Genomic DNA, 22,679 nt, shown 5'->3' on the forward strand with positions numbered 1-22,679 from the left:
GCCAATATACTGCTGCGCGGCAACCAGGAACTGAGAACTAAGAACTGAGAACTATTTCAGTATCCTTTTTATCTTATTCGCCTGCTCAATAAGCTCCAGCAAATAGTCATAGTTTTCCTTTTCCAAACAGGCTTTGAACTTGCGCAACTGGCTTATGTGCTCGTTCAATACATCCAGCACATGCTCGCGGTTCTGTTTGAAAATAGGCACCCACATCGCCGGGTTACTTTTTGCAAGCCGCACGGTACTTTCAAAACCACCACCGGCCAGGTCAAAAATGGTACCTTCTTCCTTCTCCTTTTCCAGTACCGTATTGGCCAGGGCAAAGGAGGTGATGTGGGAAATATGGCTGATGTAGGCCGTGTGCATATCATGACTGTCGGCATCCATGTACACCAGGTTCATCCCTAACTGGCGGTATATTTCTTCCATGTTTGCCACCGCTGTAGCATCGCTTTTTTCCTTTTCACAGATCACACAGCTACGGCCGGCAAAGGCATTACGCACGGCGGCTTCAGGACCGCTGTACTCTGTTCCCCACATAGGATGCGTGGCTACAAACCGGTGGCGCTTGGGATGGTTGGCCAGCGCGGCACACAGGGCATGTTTGGTACTACCCGCATCGGCCACAATTTGTTTATCGGTTATCATATTCATCACCTGTTGCATTACCCCAATGGTGGCGTCAACCGGGATGGCTACGTATATGAGATCGGCTTGTTTTACCGCTTCTTCCAAAGGCAATGCTTCGTCTATTAAACCCAGCTCTATGGCTTTTTGGGCGCTTGCTTCTGTACGGCTTACCCCGATCACTTTTTTAACCAGGGCCCGCTCTTTTAAAGCCAGGCTAAAGGAACCGCTGATTAAGCCTACCCCAACTATGGTAACGGTGTTGAACATGATTTAGTTAACTTTTAATGCTGGTTTAAATGCTTTTATCCGTTGAATGCTTTCTGCAAATTTTTCTTCTGTACTGCACAGGCTTACCCGTATATAGCCATCACCGGCTTTCCCAAAAATGCCGCCGGGTGTTATGAATACCCCGGTACCGTACAACACTTCATCGCTCAGCTCGTAACCGGTTTTATAAGCAGCGGGGATCTTTGCCCAAACAAACATCCCGGCCTGGTTTTTATCATACACGCATTGCAACAGATCGAGCAGCTCAAATACTTTCTCCCGGCGTTTTTTGTAAGTGGCGTTCACTTCATCGTACCAGCTTTTGGGCAGTTGTAATGCTTTGGCAGCCGCTAATTGCGCCGGCAGGAACATGCCGCTGTCCATATTGCTTTTAAACCGCAATACTTCGTCAATGCGTTCTTTGGCGCCCACCAGTGACCCTACCCGCCAGCCGGCCATGTTGTGCGACTTACTCAGCGAGTTCAGCTCAATAGCCACCTCTTTGGCGCCGGGCACATGCATTAAGCTGGCAGGGTTCTCATTGAGGATGAAACTATAAGGGTTATCATGACAAATAAGTATCTGGTGCTTCTTTCCAAACGCCACTACCTTTTCAAACAGGCTGGCAGAAGGCAGCTGGCCTGTAGGCATTTGGGGATAGTTGATCCACATCAGCTTAAAGGTACCACCGGCGGCCACCAGTTTATCCAGCGCATCAAAATCGGGCTCCCAATTGTTGGCTTCGGTTAAATCATAATCAACACACTCACCGCCCGCTAATTTTACGGCGCTTCTGTAAGTGGGGTAACCCGGGTTGGGCACCAGTACTTTATCGCCTGCGTTCAGGTAGGTCATGCAAATGTGCATGATGCCTTCCTTGCTTCCCAGCAGGGGTAATATCTCTGTATCAGGGTTCAATTCAACATCATACCATTGCTTATACCAGTCACTGATGGCTTTGCGCAAGGCAGGTGAGCCTTTATAACTTTGATAAGCATGCACATTCGGTTTGGCGCTTTCTTCCTGCAGGGTCTTTATCACATCGGCATGCGGGGGCAGGTCGGGACTGCCAATACCAAGGTTGATAACGTTCTTGCCCTGTTTATTCAATTCATCTATCTCCCGCAGCTTTTGCGAAAAATAGTATTCACCTATACCATCTAATCTCTTTGAAGTATGCATATCGTTGTATTAGTTGAATCGTGATTTTAAGATACAGTTACCGGTTTTCGGTTTCCAGGCCACGGTAACTGGAACCTGGCAACTGGTAACAGTTATTCCTTATTCTTTCCATTCTTATAAATCCCATAAACTCTCAATTCCTGAGTGACTGGTTTTATACTATCGATCACCGCATTGAACTGGTCGAGGGAATCAAATTCCATATCGGCATAAAAGCTGTATTGAAAGTCGGTACCGGGTATGGGTGAGCTTTGTAGCTTGCTTAAATTAATGCCGACGTCTGCAATTCGGCTAAGCACCCTGGCCAAACTGCCGCGTGAGTGATCCGTATGAAAATTCACGGAAGCTTTATTGGCATCGGCTACTGGTTGCGCTACCTCCTGTGGCACCAGCACCAGGAACCGGGTATAGTTATTTTTTAAAGTATGAATGTTGGGAGCAATTACATCGAGGTTGAAGAGGTCGGCGGCGAGTTTGCTGGCAATGGCGGCTATGTGTTTACTGCGGTGCTGCTGAATGTGTTTAGCGCTTAAGGCCGTGTCCTCCGTTTCTACCAGCTTCCAGTTGTATTTGTCGAGGAACTCGAGGCACTGCTGAATGGCCATGTGGTGGGAGTGCACTTCGCGGATATCTTCTAACTGAACGCCCGGATTAACTAACAGTTGTTGTTTTATAGGCAGGTATACCTCCCCGATGATCTGCAGACTACTCTTTTGCAACAGGTTGTAGTTGGGGAGAATGCTGCCGGCGATGGAGTTTTCAATCGCCATCAGGCCACCGTTGCTTTCTTTTTTATTACTCGCAATTTTTACAACATCGCGAAACGTGGCGCAGGGTATCACTTCTACATTTTTTCCGAAGAATTGCCGGGCTGCTACCTGGTGAAAACTTCCTTCATACCCCTGGATAGAAACCCTTATTCCTGTACCCTGCTGGCCAGTGCTTCCTGGCGTTGCATCGGTGCTCTCCTGTTGTTGTTTTCGATCAACCATGATTGCTTGGTTTTTAAAATAGGCATAAAAAAAGTCCCGGCTTTTGGCCGGGACTCTTTATGTTGATTTTTTTCTATTCTTATTTAGTTGTCAACAAAAGCATTCCCGGCCTGCTACTAAAGTAGAAGCTAAAATAAAAGAAGTAAAAGAAACGGTATGCCTTTGTGATATTCATTAGGTCAAAAGTAATAACTAATTACTTATGTACAAATTTTTTTCGATTAATTCTACTGCCTCCAACCTATCCTTTTACACCCCAAACCCTTCCTGGCAGTGCATTTCATCGATTTTAAAACCCGGTTTCCAACTAGACTATTCCAATCTTTTCCGCATTTGCTCGTCGATTTTCTTAAACAGGTGGAAGGGTTTATAGGTTCGCCAGTTGGGGAGGTCTATCAGTTCGATGTAGCGGTTCAGCTTGGCCCGCTTGAAATCGTACTGCGTTTGTTCGGGCATGTTCAGCACAACTATCCAGCCATCCTCATCCGTTACCTCTTCAAACCATTCCTGGTAATAGTCCTTATCACCGCTGTGAAAGTTCAGCACGTTTTCGGCAATAAAGATGAACTTGGTAATGCCTTCATAAAAGAATACATCGATCACCTCCCGCTTCAACTCCATAATATCATTCTCGATGGCGTCGTTCCACTCCCCTATCAATTCAATGATCGCATACTTCTCTTCATAGTCGGCCAGTAATACTTTCAGGTAAAGGGTGCGGGAACCGAAGTCATCCCACTGCGGATGTATAAGGTAATTATAAATAGCCTGGGTATAGGTAAATTCAGAATACACCTTTCCGAAGAACGGAGACCGCTCATCCTGCTCACTGGTATAAATGTGACGCCAATTATAAAATGGTTCTATTTCATGCATAATTTAAATCAATTGTCAATTGACAATGGGCAATTGGCAAAACCTTCCGTATCCCAAACAACCCTACAATTCTTATGCCCTCGAAGAGTTGCCTATTGTCTATTGCTTATTGCCTGTTGACATAGCATCCTGTAAAGAAAGAAGGCTGTAGCAATTTACAGCCTTCGCAATGCGGTTTCCAAATATTTTTTATTGTATTACTGAATGAGCAGCTTATCGGTAAATACAGTTTTTTTACTATTACTTAACACTTTTATCATATAGGGTCCTTTAGCCAAACCGGTCTTGAACAAAACAGGTATACCCTGGATCCCGTTCACTACCGCTATTTGTTCTAACAATATTTTACCATTCAGGTCAAGCAGCTGAATGGTGTACCGGCCGGATTCCTTACCATTGAAATTTACACTCACCTGGTTGTTTGCAACGGGGTTTGGATACAGGCTGATATTCCCGTTGCGTACAAGATCCCGGCTGTTCAATAATGGTACAGTTGGCTTATCGTTGGGGAAAGCCAGGTTACTGTTGGCCAGGTCACTTGCATTGAACACGGTGCCATTTATATTGATGCGGCTGGCGGTCCAGGAATGCATATCTACTCTATAATAACCTTCCGCGGTATTGGCACTGCTTACAATTAAATACCCCTCGTTATCAACCACGGCGCCATTGGTTGAATATGTTTCCGGCAGCCCATGTATTTCAGCAACCCAGGTAGCTACCTGGGTTTGCAGGTTTACCTTATATATATGATGATAGGCAGAGATCACATACAGATTGCCGGCGGCATCGGCAATCATATCTCCCCCCCAGCCGGTTGTTTTTGCGTGCACCGATTTTTCACCGTTCGATACATCATCATGCAGGGCCCCCAGGTCGGTGATCACCGGCTTTTTGCCGGTAGTAAAACGCATCAGGTGGTTGGCATCGTTGCTCAATGCATACCCATCGCCATCGGCGCCAATTACCATGCGGGTAACATGATTGGCTTCATTGGCCGCATCGGTAACCTGCATGAAGGGTTCATTATCGAAATAAAATATTTTAGGCGTCTTTTCATCCAGGTCAATGTAGCGAAGCTGATTTATGAACAGCGGCGCATAGTATAAGCGGTTATGCCGTTGATCGTAGGCGCAGGCGGCTGCTAAAGAAGCCACCGGCGAAGTAGCATTGGTTGTTACTGTAACGCCATTTTGTGTAGCAGGTTTTAATGCGGCGCCTGTTCGGGCATTGTATACCGTAAAGTTGGTTTGTTTACTGTCGAAGATGGAGCGGGTAACCGTACCGGTTGTCAGATCAATTTGTTTAACATCAGTCCAGTTAAAGTTGCCTTTCTCTGAGCTGGTTATAGCATAAGCTATTGTTTGTTTTTGCTGAGCGGTAACCTGAATGGTAACCAGTAACATACAAGCTGCAAATGAAGTGTGTAAAAGTCGGTAACTCATAAGTATAAGTTTAATGATATGTACTTTTAAGTTACAGCTTTTTTGGGATAAGTTGATCAGTTAACATGTTAACACGTTGATAGGGTTGACTGAGTTGATAAAGTTGACACGTTAACACGTTGAAAAGTTAACAGGTAAATATATAATAAAAGCCCACTCCGGTAACCGGGGTGGGCCTGCTATAAATTTTTAGTTTAAAGTTTTATGTTCAATGTACAAGTGTTATAGTAAACTCAATAAAAATAACTAACGAACTAAAAAACTCAACAACTTAAAACTTTGAACCTTAAACTTTAAACTACTTCAGTGAGTCTACCGCTTTCTTCACACTCCCATACTTCAACAACAATTCCCGGGCTTTATCATAACTGCTGATGCCCGTTTTTTCCATTACCATTATGGTGCCCCGGTCAACCAGCTTGCTGTTGGTCAACTGCATGTTCACCATTTTGTTGTCCTCTACCCGGCCTATCTGGATCATTACGGCGGTAGAGATCATATTCAACACCAGCTTTTGCGCGGTACCGCTTTTCATGCGGGTGCTGCCGGTAACAAATTCAGGACCTACCACCACTTCAACAGGCAGTTCGGCTGCATCGGCCAGGGGCGAACCAGCATTGCAGGTAATACAACCGGTGATAATGCCTTTTTTTCGGGCTTCGGTAAGGGCGCCAATTACATAGGGCGTGGTGCCACTGGCAGCAATACCTATCACTACGTCTTTTTCGTCGATGGCGTGTTTCATCAAATCGGCCCAGCCCTGCTCCCAGCTGTCTTCAGCCTGTTCTACCGGGCGTTGAATTGCTACGTCGCCACCGGCAATGATGCCGATCACCAGCCCTTGCGGCAATCCATAAGTAGGGGGAATTTCGCTGGCATCGAGGATCCCTAACCGGCCACTGGTTCCGGCGCCAATATAAAACAGGCGGCCACCAGCCAGCATTTTATCCGAAATAGCAGTCACCAGTTTCTCTATTTGAGGGATGGCTTTCTCTACTGCGACTGGCACCTTTTTATCCTCATTGTTCATGTTGGTGAGCAACTCATTAATGCTCATTTGTTCCAGATGCCGGTAATCGCTCGACTGCTCTGTAATCCTGGTAAATTCTGCTGACATATTTCTGTTGTTCAATGTTTTATTCGCGTTGGGCATAAGGTTGTTCTTCATTATTGCAGATGGTATTGGATCAGGCCTTCCATGGCGCCTTTCATGATTTTTCCCTGTTCAAATTCGTAAGAATGACACAGCTCGCTAATGATATCCTGAAACGCAAAAGCCACGCCGCCTACAAAATGGATGGGGTTTTTCCAGCTTTCTGTGAGCTTGCACAGATGGGTAAAAAAGAAATCATTCAATCCGTCTTCAATGATATTTTCGATCATGTAATGACCCCGGTTTTCCGACAAAAACAGGCAAAAAGTAGCCATGTACCTGTTTGCCAGCGGTTTCCGGTATACATGCTCTAATATTTCAACGGGTGTTGTATTATATTTTGCGTCGAACCTGTATCGCAGCTCTTCGTCGAACGTATTGTACAAATAATACTGAAGTACTTTTTTTCCCAGGTAGGCGCCACTGGCTTCATCACCCAGAATGTACCCAATGCCCGGCGCCTGTTTGGTAATGTTATTACCATCGTAATAAACGGCAAAAGAACCCGTGCCCAGGTTACAGGCCAGGCCTTCCTTACGGCCATTCAGCGCCCTGGCTGCCGCCAGCATATCATCGCTCACTTCTATAGTTCCGGCCTTTTCAAAAACAGTGGCCAGCGATTTCCGGATCATATCTACGTTAACCGGATTGCGCATGCCCGTACCATAATAATGTATTTCCTCGATGGTGGCCGTTTTTGGCAATTGCGGCAGTAATTCCTGCTGCAATAAAGCCACCGTTTTTTCTTCATTAAAAAAGTACGGACTTATACCCTGGGTAATAACCGTTTTGGTGCTTTCTTTCGATTCTGCCAGAAACCATTCACATTTGGTAGCCCCACTATCTGCCAGCAGTATTGCCATAATTAGTTCCGTTTAGTCGTATTATTCCAAACCCTTGCTACACGCTTATTTACACATATAGCCATCGTGCGAAGGTAAGACGCATAGCTGAAACAACCATGCCGTAAAGACCTCATATACCTTGCATAAAAACGCAACCCGGCCCGATTTACGCGGCTTTTCCCTACCCTTTATTTGTTTGAAGTGCCGCTTTTACGGGGCCTGTAACCATTCAAAACAAAAAACCGTTACTTGCAAATTAATTATGAACTTCGCCCAAAATTTTCAGATTTCTATCCCTTGTGGTGCTGTTTTTTTGCTGTTCCGGCAAATTCACTCACCCGGCCTTATTAAAACAAACTATACAATTTCAGATGAAAAGACTTCAAGTATGGATGCCTCTGTTGTTTTCTGTAGTATTGATCCTGGGCATGTTTATAGGTTCGGCGTTAAGATCTAATGTACCCAGCTCGCGTGGCATTTTTAACAGTGGCAAACGTTCAGTATTGCAGGAAGTGATGGACCTGGTAAACTTAAAATATGTTGATAAAGTAAATACCGATACCCTTACCGAAGATGCCATCCAGGCTATGCTGGCCCACCTCGATCCCCATTCCGTTTTTATTCCCTCCTCCAATGTGGAAGAAATAAATGAAGACCTTCAGGGTAACTTTGAAGGCATTGGGGTTGAATTCTTCATTATTGACGATACAGTACATGTTACCAATGTGCTCGCCGATGGGCCCAGCGACAAAGCCGGCTTACAGGTGGGCGACAAATTCCTGAAAGTGGGCGACTCAACCGTTACCGGCAAATCGATCACCGGCGATAAAATAAAGAACTTTTTACGGGGTACGGGCGGCAGCAAGGTTCAGGTTACTGTTTTGCGCAACGGCAAACCGGTTTCAACAGCCATCACCCGCGGCACCATTCCCCTGTACTCAGTGGACGCCTCTTATATGATAGACACCACTACCGGCTACATACATCTTAATAAATTCGCCGGCACTACCTACGAGGAGTTTATGAAAGCTATGGAAACCCTGGAGGCAAAGGGCATGAAAAAACTCATCCTCGACCTGCGGGGCAATGGCGGCGGAATTTTAACCGAAGCCACAGATATTGTGGATGAATTCCTCGACGATGAACGCCTGATCGTATATACCCAGGGCAATAAATCGGAAAAACAAGAATACCATTGCAAACGCCCGGGTTTGTTTGAAAAAGGCAAACTGGTCCTGCTGGTTGATGAAAGCTCGGCTTCTGCCAGTGAAGTGGTTGCAGGCGCCCTGCAGGACTGGGACCGCGCCACCATCATCGGCCGCCGTACTTTTGGCAAAGGACTGGTACAGGAACAATATGACCTCACCGACGGTTCTGCATTGCGGTTAACCGTTGCCCGTTATTATACCCCCCTTGGCCGTAATATTCAAAAGCCCTATAACAAAGGCCGCGAAGCGTATAATGAAGAACTGGCCCAGCGGTATATGAACGGAGAACTGGTGAATGGCGACACCGTTACCCAACATACCGGCCCCGCCTTTAAAACCAAGAAAGGCAGAATTGTATACGGCGGCGGAGGCATTACGCCCGATGTATTTATTCCGTTCGATACAGCCACCTTCTCCAGCAATGTGTATGTGCTGTTCGACAACCAGCTGTTCAGCAAATTCATTTATATCTATTATCAGCAGAATAAAGCCTACTTCGATCAGTTTAAGAACCCGGCCGATTTTACCCGTCGTTATAACGACACCCGCACGGCATGGAACAGCCTGGTGACCTATGCCGCCAGGAATTCAGTAAACGTGCAGAACGTTCCTGAACGCGATAAGGTAGAAGTAGAAAAACGCATCAAAACCTGGCTCGCCCGCCAGATCTGGCGCATGGAAGGATATTATGAAGTGAGTAATTCGGATGATACGGCGATTTCAAGAGCGATGCAGGAAATGAAGAAGTAAGTTGATAGAGTTGAAGTTGATAAGGTTGACAAGTTAACAGGTAAATAAATAACAAAAGCCCACGCTGGTTACCAGTGTGGGCTTTTGTATGGGGTTCAAAGTTTAAAATACAGGCCTGGTAGTTAACTCAAAACCTAATAACCTTAAACTTTCAACCTTCAACTTTGAACTTTTCACTCCCATGCGGATCAAGTAATTCTTTCTTCTCAATTCGATAAGAATAAATCAACCCGGCTCCGCCTCCCATGGCAACAAAAGCAAACCACAGAGCTGGACTGTCATAATCATGTAGTATGTATTGCGTAATCGAATAGGCTATTGCCAGGCCAGCGCCGGCGCCAAACAGCAGCAATCCCCATTTCAAATTGGCATAAGGCGCAGGCCGGTGTACCTTGTCTTTGGGGTTCATCCCCTTTTCCAACATCGCCAGGTTTTCGCGGCTTATTAAATACCTAACACCAAAGATCAGGATAAACAATCCTAAAATGGATAATATTAACCAGACGAATACCATTACATCTTTATTCATAGTTTTTATTTTTTAAGTTCTACACAACTATGACTACTGCTGCTGCCGGCCGGTTACAGTGCCCGTGCATTTTTTTCATAAATGAACACAACAAGTATCAAAACCGGACACAACGGTCCTATTCTCTCTAAATAAACAACTGATTATCAATTGAACTGAATTCCGGCACAAGGCGTGTCTTTATGGTGTAACCTGATTACCACTTACATCGTCATATTCATACTAATGCAAACCGGACCGGTTGATAATGAGATCATAAACAGAGTGCTGCAAGGCGAACAGGCACTGTATGCCCAATTGGTAAAACGATACACGCCATTCGTTTTTACTATTGTGCTGCGCTATACCGCCAACCGGGAAGACGCGGAAGAAATAGCCCAGGACATATTTGTAAAAGCTTATCGCAGCCTGGCCGATTTCAGGGGCGAGTCAAAATTCAGCACCTGGTTGTATACCATTGTCACCACCACCTGCATTACTTTTTTACGTAAGAAAAAAGTACCCGTTCATTCGCTGGACACCGAACAGATATTTGACCTGGCCGACAATCAGAATTCAACTTTCAAAGCCAACCAGGTTGAACAGAAATCGAAAGTGCAGGTACTGAATGAAGCGTTGCGATTATTGAGCATCGACGACGCCCGGATACTTGCCTTATTTTACCAGGCCGAACAAAGCCTGGAAGAAATTGGCCGCATTCTGGGTGTTGAACCCAATACCGCTAAGGTAAAACTGCACCGGGCCCGGCAACGGTTGAAGGAAAAGATGGAGACACATTTTGCGGAAGTGGTTGAGGAGTTGAGGGGGTGAGGGGTTGATCAGGTGATAGGTTAACAAGTTGATAGCGTTGATAGAGTTGACAGAGTTGATAAAGGCGGATACACAATGTTGAATATTGAATGCCCAATATTGAATGTTGAAGTGAAGAAAACGGGTTAAAGCCTAAAGGTTAAAGGCCAAAGCCAAAACCGGAATTGTATTTGCTTTCAGCTTTTACCTTTCAGCTTTATGCCAGTATTTGCTTGCAGCTTGTGCAGCTTGCAGCTTGCGGCTTGCAGCTGTTCTCCTACTACCTTTGATCGCCGAAGCTTTAGTGTAGGAGATCTACTGCCGTTTGCCCTTTGCCCGGCATTTTATAACTTTAAACACATTAAAATGAACAAGCCAGTAGATATAGAAGATCGTTTGTGGGAATATCTCGATGGTGCAGGCAGCGGGGACGAGCGCTTGTTTATTGAACAATTGATTGCATCCAATGCGGAATGGAAAGCCAAATACCAGGAACTGCTGGAACTGCAGGACCTGCTGAGCCATCGCCTGGAACTGGATGAACCCTCCATGCGGTTCACTCAGAATATTATGGAAGCCATCAGCAAATATCATATTGCTCCTGCTGCCAAATCATACATCAATAAACGGATCGTTTGGGGTATTGCCGGCTTTTTCATTTGCACGATCCTCGGCTTTCTGATAGCAGCTTTAGCGCAAATCCATTGGACTGCCGGAAGCACCACCGATAGTTCATTTATCAATAACATCAACCTCGATAAAGTTGAGGCCAGCGGCATCTTCAATAAAACCTACACCACTATTTTTATGATGATAAATGTGGTATTGGGATTGGCTGCATTGGATATGTATTTAAGAAGGAAGAAGGCAGTGGGCAGTAAGCAGTAGGAAAACCTATACCTCTTGCGGCGTTGCTTCCTGCCGAGGCCCGTCTACAAATGAATTATCAAACCCGGTTGGCGCTGTTTTGTTTCGTTCTATCCAACGTAAAATTATGAGTATAAGAAGCGGAACACAATTGAATAATACTACCAATCCTTCTTCCTGGCCCCCAATGCTAAAATTAAAATTTGCAGTAAGCGTTTCGAACCTTATCGCCAACGTATGACCGTTTATCCCAAGCGCAAAGTACGGACCATAATAATATATAAACGTAAACCCGGGCGGAATGGTAAGCTGCAAAAGCTGCGCACATAAATTCAACTTCGATAAGGTGTAAAATTTTAACTCCTTCCCTTTTATGAAGTAAAAGATACCCGCCATTATTGAAACCAAACTTAGCGCTATCATAGGAATAACAGCAAAGATCACCCCACCCGATATTTCTGGTTGCGCAGAAAGAATGGTAACCATAAGAATCAACAATACAATTGCACCAAGCAATTGATAGATGGCGATACCCATAAGCCATCCTTTTCTTTTATTAAGTACAAATCGTTTAAATCGTTTCATAAGAAAAGCGCCCTTTTGGTTGGGCGTTTTAAAATACATTTTAATTCCAGCATATGAAAGCAAAAAAGGATCAACTGTAATTACAGATGACCCTTCTTATATGAGTAATTTTCTTTATTAATCCAATTAACGTGTTAACTTGTCAAACCGTCAACTAATCATTAAACTTCTTCTTCAACTCCGCCAGCTTGGCCTGGAACGGATTCAGCGGCTCCTGTTTTTTAGGTTGTGCCTTGCCGCCACCGGCAGCTGGTTTGCGATCACCACCGCCACCGCTGCGTCTTTCACCGCCACCACCTTTCTGCTGATCTTTCATGGTAAGTGAAATACGCTTGCGCGGCACATCCACCTCAGAAACGGTAACCATTACTTTCTGGTTCAGTTTCACCACTTCATTAGGATCAGAAACGTAGGTATTGCTCAATTGAGAAATATGCACCAGGCCATCCTGTTTAACACCAATGTCAACAAACACACCAAAGTTGGTGATGTTGGTAACAATGCCCGGCACCGTCATACCAGGTTTTACATCTTCAATGGCTTTAATGGTTTCATCAAAGCGGAACTCCTCGATCTGTGCCCGTGGGTCACGACCAGGTTTTTCCAACTCTTTTAATATATCATCGATGGTGTATTCACCAATGCTTTCTGTGATGTATTGTTTCTTGTTTACCTTTTTGCGCAGCTCGCTTTTTTTAATCAGGTCTTCCAGTGAAGCCTGCAGATCTTTCGCCATACTTTCCACCACGTGATAGCTCTCGGGGTGTACAGATGAGTTATCCAGCGGGTTTTCGGCGCCAGGAATACGCAAGAAACCGGCACACTGCTCAAATGATTTGGGTCCCATCATTGGCACTTTCTTCAATTCTTCACGGGTTTTGAAAGGCCCGTTCTTGGCGCGGTATTCAACAATATTTTTAGCCAGGGTATTGCTTAAACCCGATACATAAACCAGCAGGTGTTTGGATGCGGTGTTCACATCAACCCCCACAAAGTTTACCGCACTCTCTACTACTCTGTCCAGCGCTTCTTTGAGGCGGGTTTGGTTTACATCGTGTTGGTACTGGCCTACCCCAATTGATTTGGGATCGATCTTTACCAGCTCACTCAGCGGATCGAGCAAACGGCGGCCAATACTAACCGCACCACGTACGGTTACATCCTGATCGGGAAACTCTTCACGGGCAACTTCTGATGCAGAATAAATAGACGCGCCGCTTTCATTTACCTGGAACACGCTTACCGGTTTTCCAAAGTCGATGCTGCGAACCAGTTGTTCAGTTTCCCGGCCGGCGGTACCATTACCAATACCGATGGCGTCAATTTCATATTTATCAACCAGGAATTTTAATTCAGATACACTACCCTGCCAGTCGTTCTGTGGCGGGTGTGGGTAGATGGCGGTATTGTACACCAGGTTACCCTGTGCGTCCAGACAAACAAGTTTGCAACCGGTACGGAAACCAGGGTCAAGCGCCAGCACTTTTTTGGAACCCAATGGCGAAGCCAGCAATAACTGACGCAGGTTCTCGGCAAATACATTAATAGCTTCTTCGTCGGCCTTATTCTTGCTCGCCAGGCGGAACTCATTCTCGATAGAAGGTTTCAGCAAACGGTCGAACGAATCGTCGATCGCTTTCTTTACTTCAGCGGCAAACGGGCTGCTGTTTTTTACAAATGTTCTGTTGAGGTCGTCAACAGCCGCTTGTTTGTCTATGTTAATGTCCATAACCAGGTAGCCTTCTTTCTCGGCCCGGCGAATGGCCAGGATGCGGTGAGAAGGACTATCGGCCAGGTTCTCGTTGAACTCAAAGTAATCACGGTATTTCTGGGCTTCTTCTTCCTCTTTTTTGCTGGTGAGTACTTTTGAAGAAAGCTTGGCAGTTTCGGTAAACTCCTGGCGCACTTTATTACGCGCCTGCTCGTTTTCACTCACCCACTCTGCAATGATATCGCGGGCGCCCTGCATAGCTTCCTTAATATCTTTTACCTGCTCGTTGATGAATTTGGCAGCCACTTCATCCATATTTTCAGCGCCCTGTTCAAATACCAGTTTCGCCAAAGGTTCCAGTCCTTTTTCGATAGCCTGGGTAGCCCTGGTTTTACGTTTGGGTTTGTAAGGCAGATAAATATCTTCCAGCTCGGTAGCATCGTAACAATTTTCAATACGATCTTTTAACTCGGGCGTTAATTTGCCCAGGCCTTCGATCGTTTTCACCACTGTTTCTTTGCGTTTATCCAGTTCAGAAAAATAAGCGATCTGTTCAACCACCTGTCCAATGCCCACCTCGTCCATGTTATTGGTCGCTTCCTTACGGTAACGGGCCATAAAAGGAATGGTTGCGCCTTCGCTTTGCAAGTCATGAATATTCGTGACCTGCTTAATGCTGAATGATAATTTTTCAGCGATCTTCTGAATGTACTTTACTTCCATCTATTGAGAATTTGCAGTTTTTTAATGTCTTACCGGCTCAACCCAAAAAAATCGGTATAAGGGGTCGCAAATGTAAGGCATGATAACAAAGAAAAAACTTGTTTTTACTAACAACATTTTTTCTTAAAAAACGTACCAGATTTTTATTAGAACGCCCAAATTTATGATTTATAAAAACATTGTTCATAAGTAAAAAAAACCTAATTTTAAGCACCTCCCTGGCACTCCCACTTTTCAATGGTGCTTCCAAACTGCTCACTTTATGGCGACTTTACAGCGACATTATAGTGACCTTATAGCGATATAGCTCCTCTATGCTTCCTCAATGGCACCTCTATGCCTCCTCTGTACCTGAACACCACATCCAATGGTCAGTTAATTTACCGCCCTTTGCACCAACAATGGGGCTTTGCACCACTTTCCGCCGCCGGGGTAGCAATGAGGTACCAATAAGGTTCCATTAAGGAATCAAAGAGAAGTTTGCAGGGCTTTGGCCAAAAAATCATTCACCATACCAGCCGCAGTCATTACCAGCATATGTCCATGTTTGGGGATAGTTTGTGTAGGATGGGTAAACCGAACGGGTAATATTTCATCTTTTGTGCCATGAATATGCCATACCCGTTGTGGAACAACTTCGTTTTGCCAGTTCATAATGGCATCAACACTCCAGCGAATTAAACCGGCATCACTTTCATTAATGATCTCCCACAATAATTTTTTATCGGCATTCTTTTCCCGGGTGAAGAACCGTTTGGTAGCGGCTGATGATTTTAATAACGACACCGGCACTAATTTGTGCAATCCCATTTTACCTGCCATGCGAAAATAACCTGGTAATTCTTTCGATACAGGTACACTTGAAATAAGTATGGTAACAGCAGGTTTGTACACTTTTGCAATTTCGGTAGCCAGCATGCCGCCAAAAGACAGCCCTACCAGCGCGAAGGATTCGCTTGTATCGATCTTTGAAGCCAGTCGTAACGCATAGGATGGCAGCGTATCGTCTTTTTCGGGTGAGATCCAATCTAAAAAAACAGCCTCACATCCTGTTGGCAATTGAATATATTTAAACACCCGTTTATCGGCCGCCAGCCCACTGATAAAGTACACTTTCATTGCAGGAATCTCCTATGCGAATTTAGCCATTACTAGCAGTTTAAAAGTTGACAGGTCGAAAAGTTAACAAGTTAATAAATACCCAACAGGCAGCCGTTTACGCTTAAACTTGTTAATTCGTCAAGAAGTTAACTCGTCAACTAAAATCATACCTTTGAGCGCATAAACTACATGTAATGGATATTAAAAGTAATATTCTCGAAACGATTGGGAATACGCCACTTATCAAGCTCAACAAGATCACCAGACAATTTCCGGCCACTGTTGTTGCCAAAGTAGATTATTTTAATCCCGGCAACTCTATCAAAGACCGCATGGCGGTTAAAATGATTGAGGTGGCCGAAAAGGAAGGAAAATTAAAACCCGGTGGAACCATTATTGAATGTACCAGCGGTAATACCGGCATGGGTCTGGCACTGGCGGCCTGTGTAAAAGGATACAAATGTATTTTCACCACTACCGATAAGCAATCAAAAGAAAAAGTAGACATCTTAAAAGCAGTAGGCGCTGAAGTAATTGTTTGTCCTACCAACGTAGAACCAGATGATCCACGCAGTTACTATTCTGTAGCCCGCCGCCTGGCTAAAGAAATTCCCAATTCCTTTCATTGTAATCAATACGATAACCTGGCCAGTCGCCTGGCCCATTATGAGACCACGGGCCCTGAAATCTGGAAACAGACAGATGGTAAAATAACCCACCTGGTATGTACGGCCGGCACCGGTGGTACCGTAACAGGCACGGCCATGTACCTGAAAGAAAAAAATCCCAATATAAAGATCTGGGCCATCGATGTATACGGCTCCCTGCTCACCAAATATTTTCGCACAGGCAAAGTGGATATGAAAGAAGTGCACCCCTACATTTCAGAAGGTTTTGGAGAAGATTTTGTGCCCGAGAATTACGACATGAGCGTTATTGACCATTTTGAACAGGTTACCGACCGCGACGGCGCTATTATGGCCCGCCGCCTGGCTAAAGACGAGGGTCTGTTTTGTGGTTACAGCGCCGGCAGTTGTTTGCAGGGATTGATGCAAATAGCCGCCAATGAACCATTGAAAAAAGATGACCTGGTGGTTTGTATCTTCCACGACCATGGCAGCCGCTATGTTGCCAAAATTTATAACGACCAATGGATGATGGAACGCGGCTTTATGGACGTTAAAACCTTCAAGGATATTATTAATGGTCGCACGGGCAAACAAAAACTCGTTACTATTGAACCCAATCGTACCGTGGCCCAGGCAGTTGAACTGATGCGTAAATATGATATCGAACACATTCCGGTGATAAATGGCAGCGGCCCCGTTGGCGCCATCAGTGAAAGCGGGTTGTTCCAGAAAATATTTTCCAACCCCGATATTAAGAACGCCACTATTGAAACCGTAATGGAACCCGCCTACCCCATTGTTGATCTTAATACGCCGATTGAAAAGCTGCGCACGCTTATTAATAAAGACAATGGAGCGGTGCTGAGTAAAGATGAATTAGGAAATTATCATATAGTTACTAAATACGATGTGATATTGGCGTTAGGAAGTTAATGCAATGTGATAATTTGATAATTGAGAAATCCACATACAACACAAAAACTCAAAATGCTCTGCATTTTGAGTTTTTGCATTATCACATTATCGAATTATCACATTAGCTAATTAAAAAAACAAAGCGCCCCGCATTTAGCAGAGCGCTCTTGTGAAATCTTGTTCAGGTACTTTGGACGGTTTTACTAAGGACTGGTTTGCTGATAGAGATTTCTGGTTTTCACGATATTGGATACGGGGTACGGATCAAAAACCAAAAAAACTATAATAAATAAAGTAAAGGGTTTAGGGTTCAGGGGCCTTTTCTATGGTCTCAGGAGTAAGGTCGTTCGTGTAAATCCGGTACAGAACTTTTAAAGGGTATGTCAACATCGTGTTGACAATACAAAGATGTTGTTATTTTTGCGATGGTTGAACTCTATTCGATCAATGGCTACCGTTGCTCGTTTAATGTGTGGAAAAGTCAGATTAAGCACGTTCAATGCCGTGAAACACTTACTGGAAGCGCATTTCAGGCATATGGTTTTATAAAATATTTGATCTGGATCAATGATAAGTAAACTGTACGATATACTCTTTCGTAACACTACCATACACCTAAAGAAATACTACGCATAACAGTGCTGGATAGCTACGATTTTTGCAGTAAATACCGAACAATTTTAATCGAGTCTTTTTGCTCTTGTTAACATTTGTATCTGCATTACCTTTGTAACAGAAGTTGATTGATTACAAATCAATCTATTCCAATATCCAGGAGAAATCATCCGTATCCAATATCCAATAAAAGATCAAGAAAAATCCGGTATCAGTCAACTTCACTTTTTAATAATCCGATATCATTCATAAAAAGCCATTATCCAGATCCAATGTCCGTGACAAAACGAATATCCCTGTGAAAACCACCAGATATCCTGATGAATAACCAAGTAATTTAAAATCCAACGTCCAAAAGACCGAGGTAGTTCCAATTCCTGTGTGTTAAAAACCGTCTGCTTAACTCCAATAACCCCTCCTGCTAAAACCGTAAACGCTTTTAGCAGGAGGAGCAGCGGTCCTTCTACGCTAAACACCGAACACTTAAGGCATAACGCTTCTTCCCTTTCTTCAGCCTTCTTCCCCAATAGTTTATCATTCTAATATTTCCGGTCAAAATCCTCCCATGCGCGATTGTCGCTTTCTGTACCTTTGCTCCTTTCCAAACATCCCAGTTCATCCCATTAATCTCATAAATCCCAAGTTCAGATGAGTGTATATATTGATCAGATGGGCCGGCCGGTGGAGTTACCTGCTTCACCCCGAAGGATTGTATCGCTGGTTCCTTCCATTACTGAATTACTATATACTTTACAGCTCGATGACCAGGTGGCCGGCATCACCAAATTCTGCATACATCCCAATAACTGGTTCCGGGAAAAAACCCGCGTAGGTGGCACCAAGGCCGTCAAGACCGATGTGATTCATGAATTACAACCCGATTTAATTATAGCCAATAAAGAAGAGAACGTAAAGGAACAGATTGAAGAACTGGCCGAACACTATCCTGTATGGGTAACTGATGTGAACAACCTGGCCGATGCCATGGAAATGATAGAGCAAATAGGCGCCATCACCAGCACCCAGCCACAGGCCAACCGGTTAATCAGTCAGATCAATGCTGCCTTTTCCGACCTGCAACATAAAAACCAACCATTAAAAGCAGGGTACCTCATCTGGCGCAACCCCTACATGACCATTGGTAAAGACACCTTTATTCACGATATGCTTGCCCGGTGCGGGTTTAAAAACATTTTTGAAAACACCACCCGCTACCCCGCCATCGAAACCTGGCAACTGGCCCAATGCGATCTGTTATTACTTTCTTCAGAGCCCTACCCTTTTCAGCAAAAACACATCGACGAACTGCAGGCTGAATTACCCAATACCCGCATTATTTTAGTTGATGGGGAAATGTTCAGCTGGTACGGCAGCCGCTTGTTACACGCGCCCGCCTACTTTACCAACTTATTACGGCAGTTATAGTAACTTTGGTAGATATGAATTCGATGATTGACAATATTGATACAAACGAGCCGAATAAGCCATCCCGCAAAAAACCAATGTTCCCGGTGCATGACCGCTTGCGTGGATATTTGAAAAATCATGGCCGTGAAGTAAAGCTGCCTGTATCATACAACGATCTGCTTCGCATTACGTATTCCCTTCCGTTAAAAGATAAAAAAGGCAACGATACCTATTGGGAAACGGTGGTGTACGATATGCGCGACTGGGAGTATATTCGCAACGGCCTGGTGCAGATGTATGCCATCCTGAAAACAGAAGGCGATCTTACGTTTACCAGTCACCTCGATGTAGCGCGGATTGACTATTGCAGTTTTGGTAATTCCAACCCCTTTCGCATCCGCATTGTAAACAAGTACAACGATAACTACGATCACTACTATATTAAAATAGCCGATGCCTCGCGTATTTACGGGCTGGAGCTGGAACATACGCTGTCCCCCAACCGCATCACCTACCTCACCAATCAAAACACGTTGGTGGAGGAACATATTCCCGGTATTCCCGGCGATGTGTTTATTGCCCAGCATCTCAACGACCCGCATACCAACAAGATCAGGCTGGCGAAGGAGTTTGTAAAATTCAATGAGCGGTGTTTTGTACGCCTGTTGGGCGATATGCGTTCGTACAATTTTGTGGTTGATATTACCCCCGATATCGAAGACTATCAATACCGCATCAGAGCTATCGACTTCGACCAGCAATCGTACGAGGGCCGTAAGAATTTATACATGCCCCAATTCTTTAAAGAAAATTACACGCTGGTTGATCTGTGCGCCAAGTTCCTTAATAAAGAAAGTATTCATCAGTATCAAACTGAAGAGCGCACCATGATGGCCTTTCGCGTAGCTTCTTCGCGATTCCGGCTAATGGAACTCCTGAACATTATGTCAAAGGACCATATCTCGGTTTCCGAAAAACTGCACCAGCTGCGTACCGAGCTGGGCGATTATTTTAACAATCCGCAATTCTATAAATGTTCATCCATGGGGCAACTGGTAAAACGCCAGTTAAAACAAACCCTGCAGAAGAATTTAAAACTGATCCAGAAGAACCTGGGTAAGATCGAAGACTAATACAGCTGTAAGCCGAAAGCTGAAAGCAACACACTTCTGCGCGGCAACCCTGAACTCCGAACTTGAAACCTGGAACTTGAAACCTGAAACATGTTTTATAATATAACCGGTTATTCAACCGCCTTATTTTCTACCTGGTATTTTATTGATGAGCTCCGGCTGTTGTTCGATGCGGGCGATGGGCTTATGGCCAACCTGTTGCAGAAGAGCAGGAAAATAGAACACGTGTTTATTTCCCATGCCGACCGCGATCATGTTACCGGTTTGCTGCAGTTCAATCAACTGAATTCACGGCCGGGTTTTCCTGTTATTTATTATCCCAAAGACAGCGGCTCTTTCCCCGCGCTGAGTGATTTTTCAGTAAAATTCGATCCGCATGTAACTGGCACCGTATGGACGCCCATTTCGCCAGAAAACGATGTACCCATAAGGAAAGATATGTTCGTGAGGAGTATACCCAACACCCATGCGGCACAAAAAGGCGGCATCAGAAGTCTGAGCTTTAAGGTCATTCAAACCAAAATGAAATTAAACCCTGAGCTCGTAAAGTTGCCTGCAGCGGATATAAAACGAATTATTGAACAAAAGGGTAAAGCAAGAACGCACACCGAAGTTCAGACCAATTTAATCAGCTACTCCGGCGATACGCCGGTTGAAGACCTTGGCCGTTGGGAAAATTCGCAAATCCTCATTCACGAAGCCACCTTCCTGCGCGATGATGATGAGGAAAAGGAGCTGGGCGGCCACTCCGCCAAACACAGTTACCTGGAAGAGGTGATGGAAATGGTAAGCGGGTCAAACATTGAGCAACTCATCCTGGGCCATTTTAGCAGCCGGTACAGCGCCGAACAAATTGACAGCCGCATTATGGAATTATGTGAAAAATATGCAATCAACATTCCGGTGTTCAGGGTATTGCCCGGTGAGGTGGGTCATAACATCCTGCATGGCCAACCCGCGAATGCGAAGTAACACATACATCATGTAACAAATACGCCAACATTCATTGCTAATTAACTATCTTCGCGTTGCATTAAAAAAAGCCTTAATCCATTAAATATTTTCAAACGCTTTTGATATTCAATTAAATAACAACACGCTTTAACACTGTAAACGATGAAGAAATACAAACCAGGAGTACTCTTTGGTGAAGAACTCGAAGCTTTGTATAAGGATGCCAAAGAGAACCAATTTGCCTTACCAGCAGTTAATACAATTGGCACTAATACGATCAACGCTACGCTTGAGACAGCCGCAAAGGTAAATTCCCCTGTAATTATTCAATTCTCCAATGGCGGTGCCCAGTTCATTGCCGGTAAAGGTATGCCCAACGAAGAGCTGCAGGGCAATATCTCCGGCGGTATTTCCGGTGCATTGCATATACATAATGTTGCCAAATATTACGGTGTACCGGTTGTGCTGCACACCGACCATGCTGCTAAAAAATGGTTACCGTGGATCAGCGGTCTTATCGATGCCGGTGAACAATATTTCAAAGAGAAAAAACAACCTCTGTTCAGTTCTCACATGCTCGATCTGAGCGAAGAGCCTATCGAAGAGAACATCCATACTTCAGTTGAATTTTACAAACGCATGGCGCCCCTGGGCATGGGTATTGAAATTGAGCTGGGTGTTACCGGTGGTGAAGAAGACGGCGTTGATAACAGCGGTGTTGAAAATGATAAATTATATACCCAGCCTCAGCACGTAGCGTATGCGTATGAGCAATTGGGCAAAGTAGGACGTATGTTTACCGTAGCTGCTGCTTTTGGTAATGTGCACGGGGTGTACAGTCCGGGTAATGTTGAATTGCGTCCTGAGATCCTAAAGAACAGCCAGGATTATATTCAGAAAACCTACAAAACCGGCGAAAAGCCCGTATACTTTGTATTCCACGGCGGTAGCGGTTCTCCCCAACACCAGATCCGCGAAGCCATCAGTTACGGCGCTATCAAAATGAACATCGATACCGATCTGCAATGGGCTTTCTGGGAAGGTATCCTGAAGTACTACAAAAAGAGCGAAGGTTATCTGCAAGACCAGCTGGGCAACCCCGAAGGCGCAGATAAACCAAACAAAAAATACTACGACCCCCGGGTTTGGTTGCGTAAAGGCGAAGAAAACTTTATTAAACGTTTAGAAATAGCGTTTGATGATTTGAATTGCATCAACAGAAACGCATAAAGTTTAGAATTTAATTTCCGATCTTTTTAGCGGGTTAAATTATTATGAACCAAGGGTCGACGGTACCGTCGGCCCTTTTGTTGCGTCGCACACTTGTACGGCATATCTTTGGGCAGCTGGAAAAACAGGTAAAAGCCAAA

General features: G+C 44.7%; 19 protein-coding genes. 8 read left to right on the forward strand and 11 right to left on the reverse strand.

Annotated elements, in window-relative coordinates:
* Positions 1-51 precede the first annotated feature (51 nt).
* From NIAKO_RS22120 to NIAKO_RS22150, 7 genes are all read right to left on the reverse strand, one after another.
* Positions 52-900 carry a prephenate dehydrogenase gene (locus NIAKO_RS22120; protein WP_014220679.1) on the reverse strand — a complete coding sequence of 283 codons (849 nt, stop codon included), beginning with the start codon at positions 898-900 and terminating at the stop codon, positions 52-54.
* Positions 901-903: 3 nt separating this feature from the next.
* Positions 904-2,082 (reverse strand): pyridoxal phosphate-dependent aminotransferase, encoded by a 1,179-nt coding sequence (locus tag NIAKO_RS22125; protein ID WP_014220680.1) that lies wholly within the window; start codon positions 2,080-2,082, stop codon positions 904-906.
* Between the two features lie 92 nt (positions 2,083-2,174).
* Complete coding sequence (locus tag NIAKO_RS22130; protein ID WP_014220681.1) at positions 2,175-3,074, reverse strand: prephenate dehydratase; 900 nt, start codon at positions 3,072-3,074, stop codon at positions 2,175-2,177.
* A gap of 312 nt (positions 3,075-3,386) precedes the next feature.
* Positions 3,387-3,950 carry a hypothetical protein gene (locus NIAKO_RS22135; RefSeq protein ID WP_014220682.1) on the reverse strand — a complete coding sequence of 188 codons (564 nt, stop codon included), beginning with the start codon at positions 3,948-3,950 and terminating at the stop codon, positions 3,387-3,389.
* Positions 3,951-4,147: 197 nt separating this feature from the next.
* Complete coding sequence (locus tag NIAKO_RS22140) at positions 4,148-5,395, reverse strand: T9SS type A sorting domain-containing protein (protein ID WP_014220683.1); 1,248 nt, start codon at positions 5,393-5,395, stop codon at positions 4,148-4,150.
* A 298-nt stretch (positions 5,396-5,693) separates the two neighbouring features.
* Positions 5,694-6,548: an N-acetylmuramic acid 6-phosphate etherase gene (gene murQ / locus NIAKO_RS22145; protein WP_014220684.1), complete on the reverse strand. Its 855-nt coding sequence runs from the start codon at positions 6,546-6,548 to the stop codon at positions 5,694-5,696.
* Positions 6,549-6,562: 14 nt separating this feature from the next.
* Positions 6,563-7,411 (reverse strand): N-acetylglucosamine kinase, encoded by an 849-nt coding sequence (locus NIAKO_RS22150; RefSeq protein WP_014220685.1) that lies wholly within the window; start codon positions 7,409-7,411, stop codon positions 6,563-6,565.
* Positions 7,412-7,764: 353 nt separating this feature from the next.
* Between NIAKO_RS22150 and NIAKO_RS22155 the strand changes: the two genes are divergently transcribed.
* A complete protein-coding gene (locus NIAKO_RS22155; protein WP_014220686.1) occupies positions 7,765-9,351 on the forward strand; it encodes a S41 family peptidase in 1,587 nt (528 codons plus the stop codon).
* 151 nt (positions 9,352-9,502) lie between these two features.
* On the opposite strand, the gene NIAKO_RS22160 is transcribed toward NIAKO_RS22155, so the two are convergent.
* Positions 9,503-9,880, reverse strand: a complete 378-nt coding sequence (locus tag NIAKO_RS22160) for a DUF6249 domain-containing protein (RefSeq protein WP_014220687.1) — start codon at positions 9,878-9,880, stop codon at positions 9,503-9,505.
* 225 nt (positions 9,881-10,105) lie between these two features.
* Here NIAKO_RS22160 and NIAKO_RS22165 point away from each other — a divergent pair, with 225 nt between their 5' ends.
* Both NIAKO_RS22165 and NIAKO_RS22170 read left to right on the forward strand, forming a co-directional pair.
* The gene (locus NIAKO_RS22165; RefSeq protein ID WP_014220688.1) at positions 10,106-10,690 is read left to right on the forward strand and encodes an RNA polymerase sigma factor; all 585 of its coding nucleotides are present in this window, start codon (positions 10,106-10,108) and stop codon (positions 10,688-10,690) included.
* A 345-nt stretch (positions 10,691-11,035) separates the two neighbouring features.
* Positions 11,036-11,557: an anti-sigma factor gene (locus NIAKO_RS22170; RefSeq protein ID WP_014220689.1), complete on the forward strand. Its 522-nt coding sequence runs from the start codon at positions 11,036-11,038 to the stop codon at positions 11,555-11,557.
* 6 nt (positions 11,558-11,563) lie between these two features.
* Here NIAKO_RS22170 and NIAKO_RS22175 read toward each other — a convergent pair whose 3' ends face one another.
* From NIAKO_RS22175 to NIAKO_RS22185, 3 genes are all read right to left on the reverse strand, one after another.
* On the reverse strand, positions 11,564-12,121 hold the full coding sequence (locus tag NIAKO_RS22175) for a hypothetical protein (RefSeq protein ID WP_133055366.1): 558 nt from the start codon (positions 12,119-12,121) through the stop codon (positions 11,564-11,566).
* A gap of 154 nt (positions 12,122-12,275) precedes the next feature.
* Positions 12,276-14,555: a Tex family protein gene (locus NIAKO_RS22180; RefSeq protein ID WP_014220691.1), complete on the reverse strand. Its 2,280-nt coding sequence runs from the start codon at positions 14,553-14,555 to the stop codon at positions 12,276-12,278.
* A 468-nt stretch (positions 14,556-15,023) separates the two neighbouring features.
* The gene (locus NIAKO_RS22185) at positions 15,024-15,674 is read right to left on the reverse strand and encodes an alpha/beta fold hydrolase (RefSeq protein ID WP_014220692.1); all 651 of its coding nucleotides are present in this window, start codon (positions 15,672-15,674) and stop codon (positions 15,024-15,026) included.
* Between the two features lie 176 nt (positions 15,675-15,850).
* Between NIAKO_RS22185 and NIAKO_RS22190 the strand changes: the two genes are divergently transcribed.
* The 5 genes from NIAKO_RS22190 to fbaA all read left to right on the forward strand — a co-directional run bounded on the left by NIAKO_RS22190 (position 15,851) and on the right by fbaA (position 22,539).
* The gene (locus NIAKO_RS22190; RefSeq protein WP_014220693.1) at positions 15,851-17,218 is read left to right on the forward strand and encodes a pyridoxal-phosphate dependent enzyme; all 1,368 of its coding nucleotides are present in this window, start codon (positions 15,851-15,853) and stop codon (positions 17,216-17,218) included.
* 1,245 nt (positions 17,219-18,463) lie between these two features.
* Positions 18,464-19,240 carry an ABC transporter substrate-binding protein gene (locus NIAKO_RS22200; RefSeq protein ID WP_014220694.1) on the forward strand — a complete coding sequence of 259 codons (777 nt, stop codon included), beginning with the start codon at positions 18,464-18,466 and terminating at the stop codon, positions 19,238-19,240.
* A 14-nt stretch (positions 19,241-19,254) separates the two neighbouring features.
* Positions 19,255-20,355, forward strand: a complete 1,101-nt coding sequence (locus tag NIAKO_RS22205) for a hypothetical protein (RefSeq protein WP_014220695.1) — start codon at positions 19,255-19,257, stop codon at positions 20,353-20,355.
* A 90-nt stretch (positions 20,356-20,445) separates the two neighbouring features.
* Positions 20,446-21,327 carry an MBL fold metallo-hydrolase gene (locus NIAKO_RS22210; protein WP_014220696.1) on the forward strand — a complete coding sequence of 294 codons (882 nt, stop codon included), beginning with the start codon at positions 20,446-20,448 and terminating at the stop codon, positions 21,325-21,327.
* Positions 21,328-21,471: 144 nt separating this feature from the next.
* The gene (gene fbaA, locus NIAKO_RS22215) at positions 21,472-22,539 is read left to right on the forward strand and encodes a class II fructose-bisphosphate aldolase (protein WP_014220697.1); all 1,068 of its coding nucleotides are present in this window, start codon (positions 21,472-21,474) and stop codon (positions 22,537-22,539) included.
* The last annotated feature ends 140 nt before the right edge of the window (positions 22,540-22,679 follow it).

The organism is Niastella koreensis GR20-10 (assembly GCF_000246855.1).
GTDB lineage: Bacteria > Bacteroidota > Bacteroidia > Chitinophagales > Chitinophagaceae > Niastella > Niastella koreensis.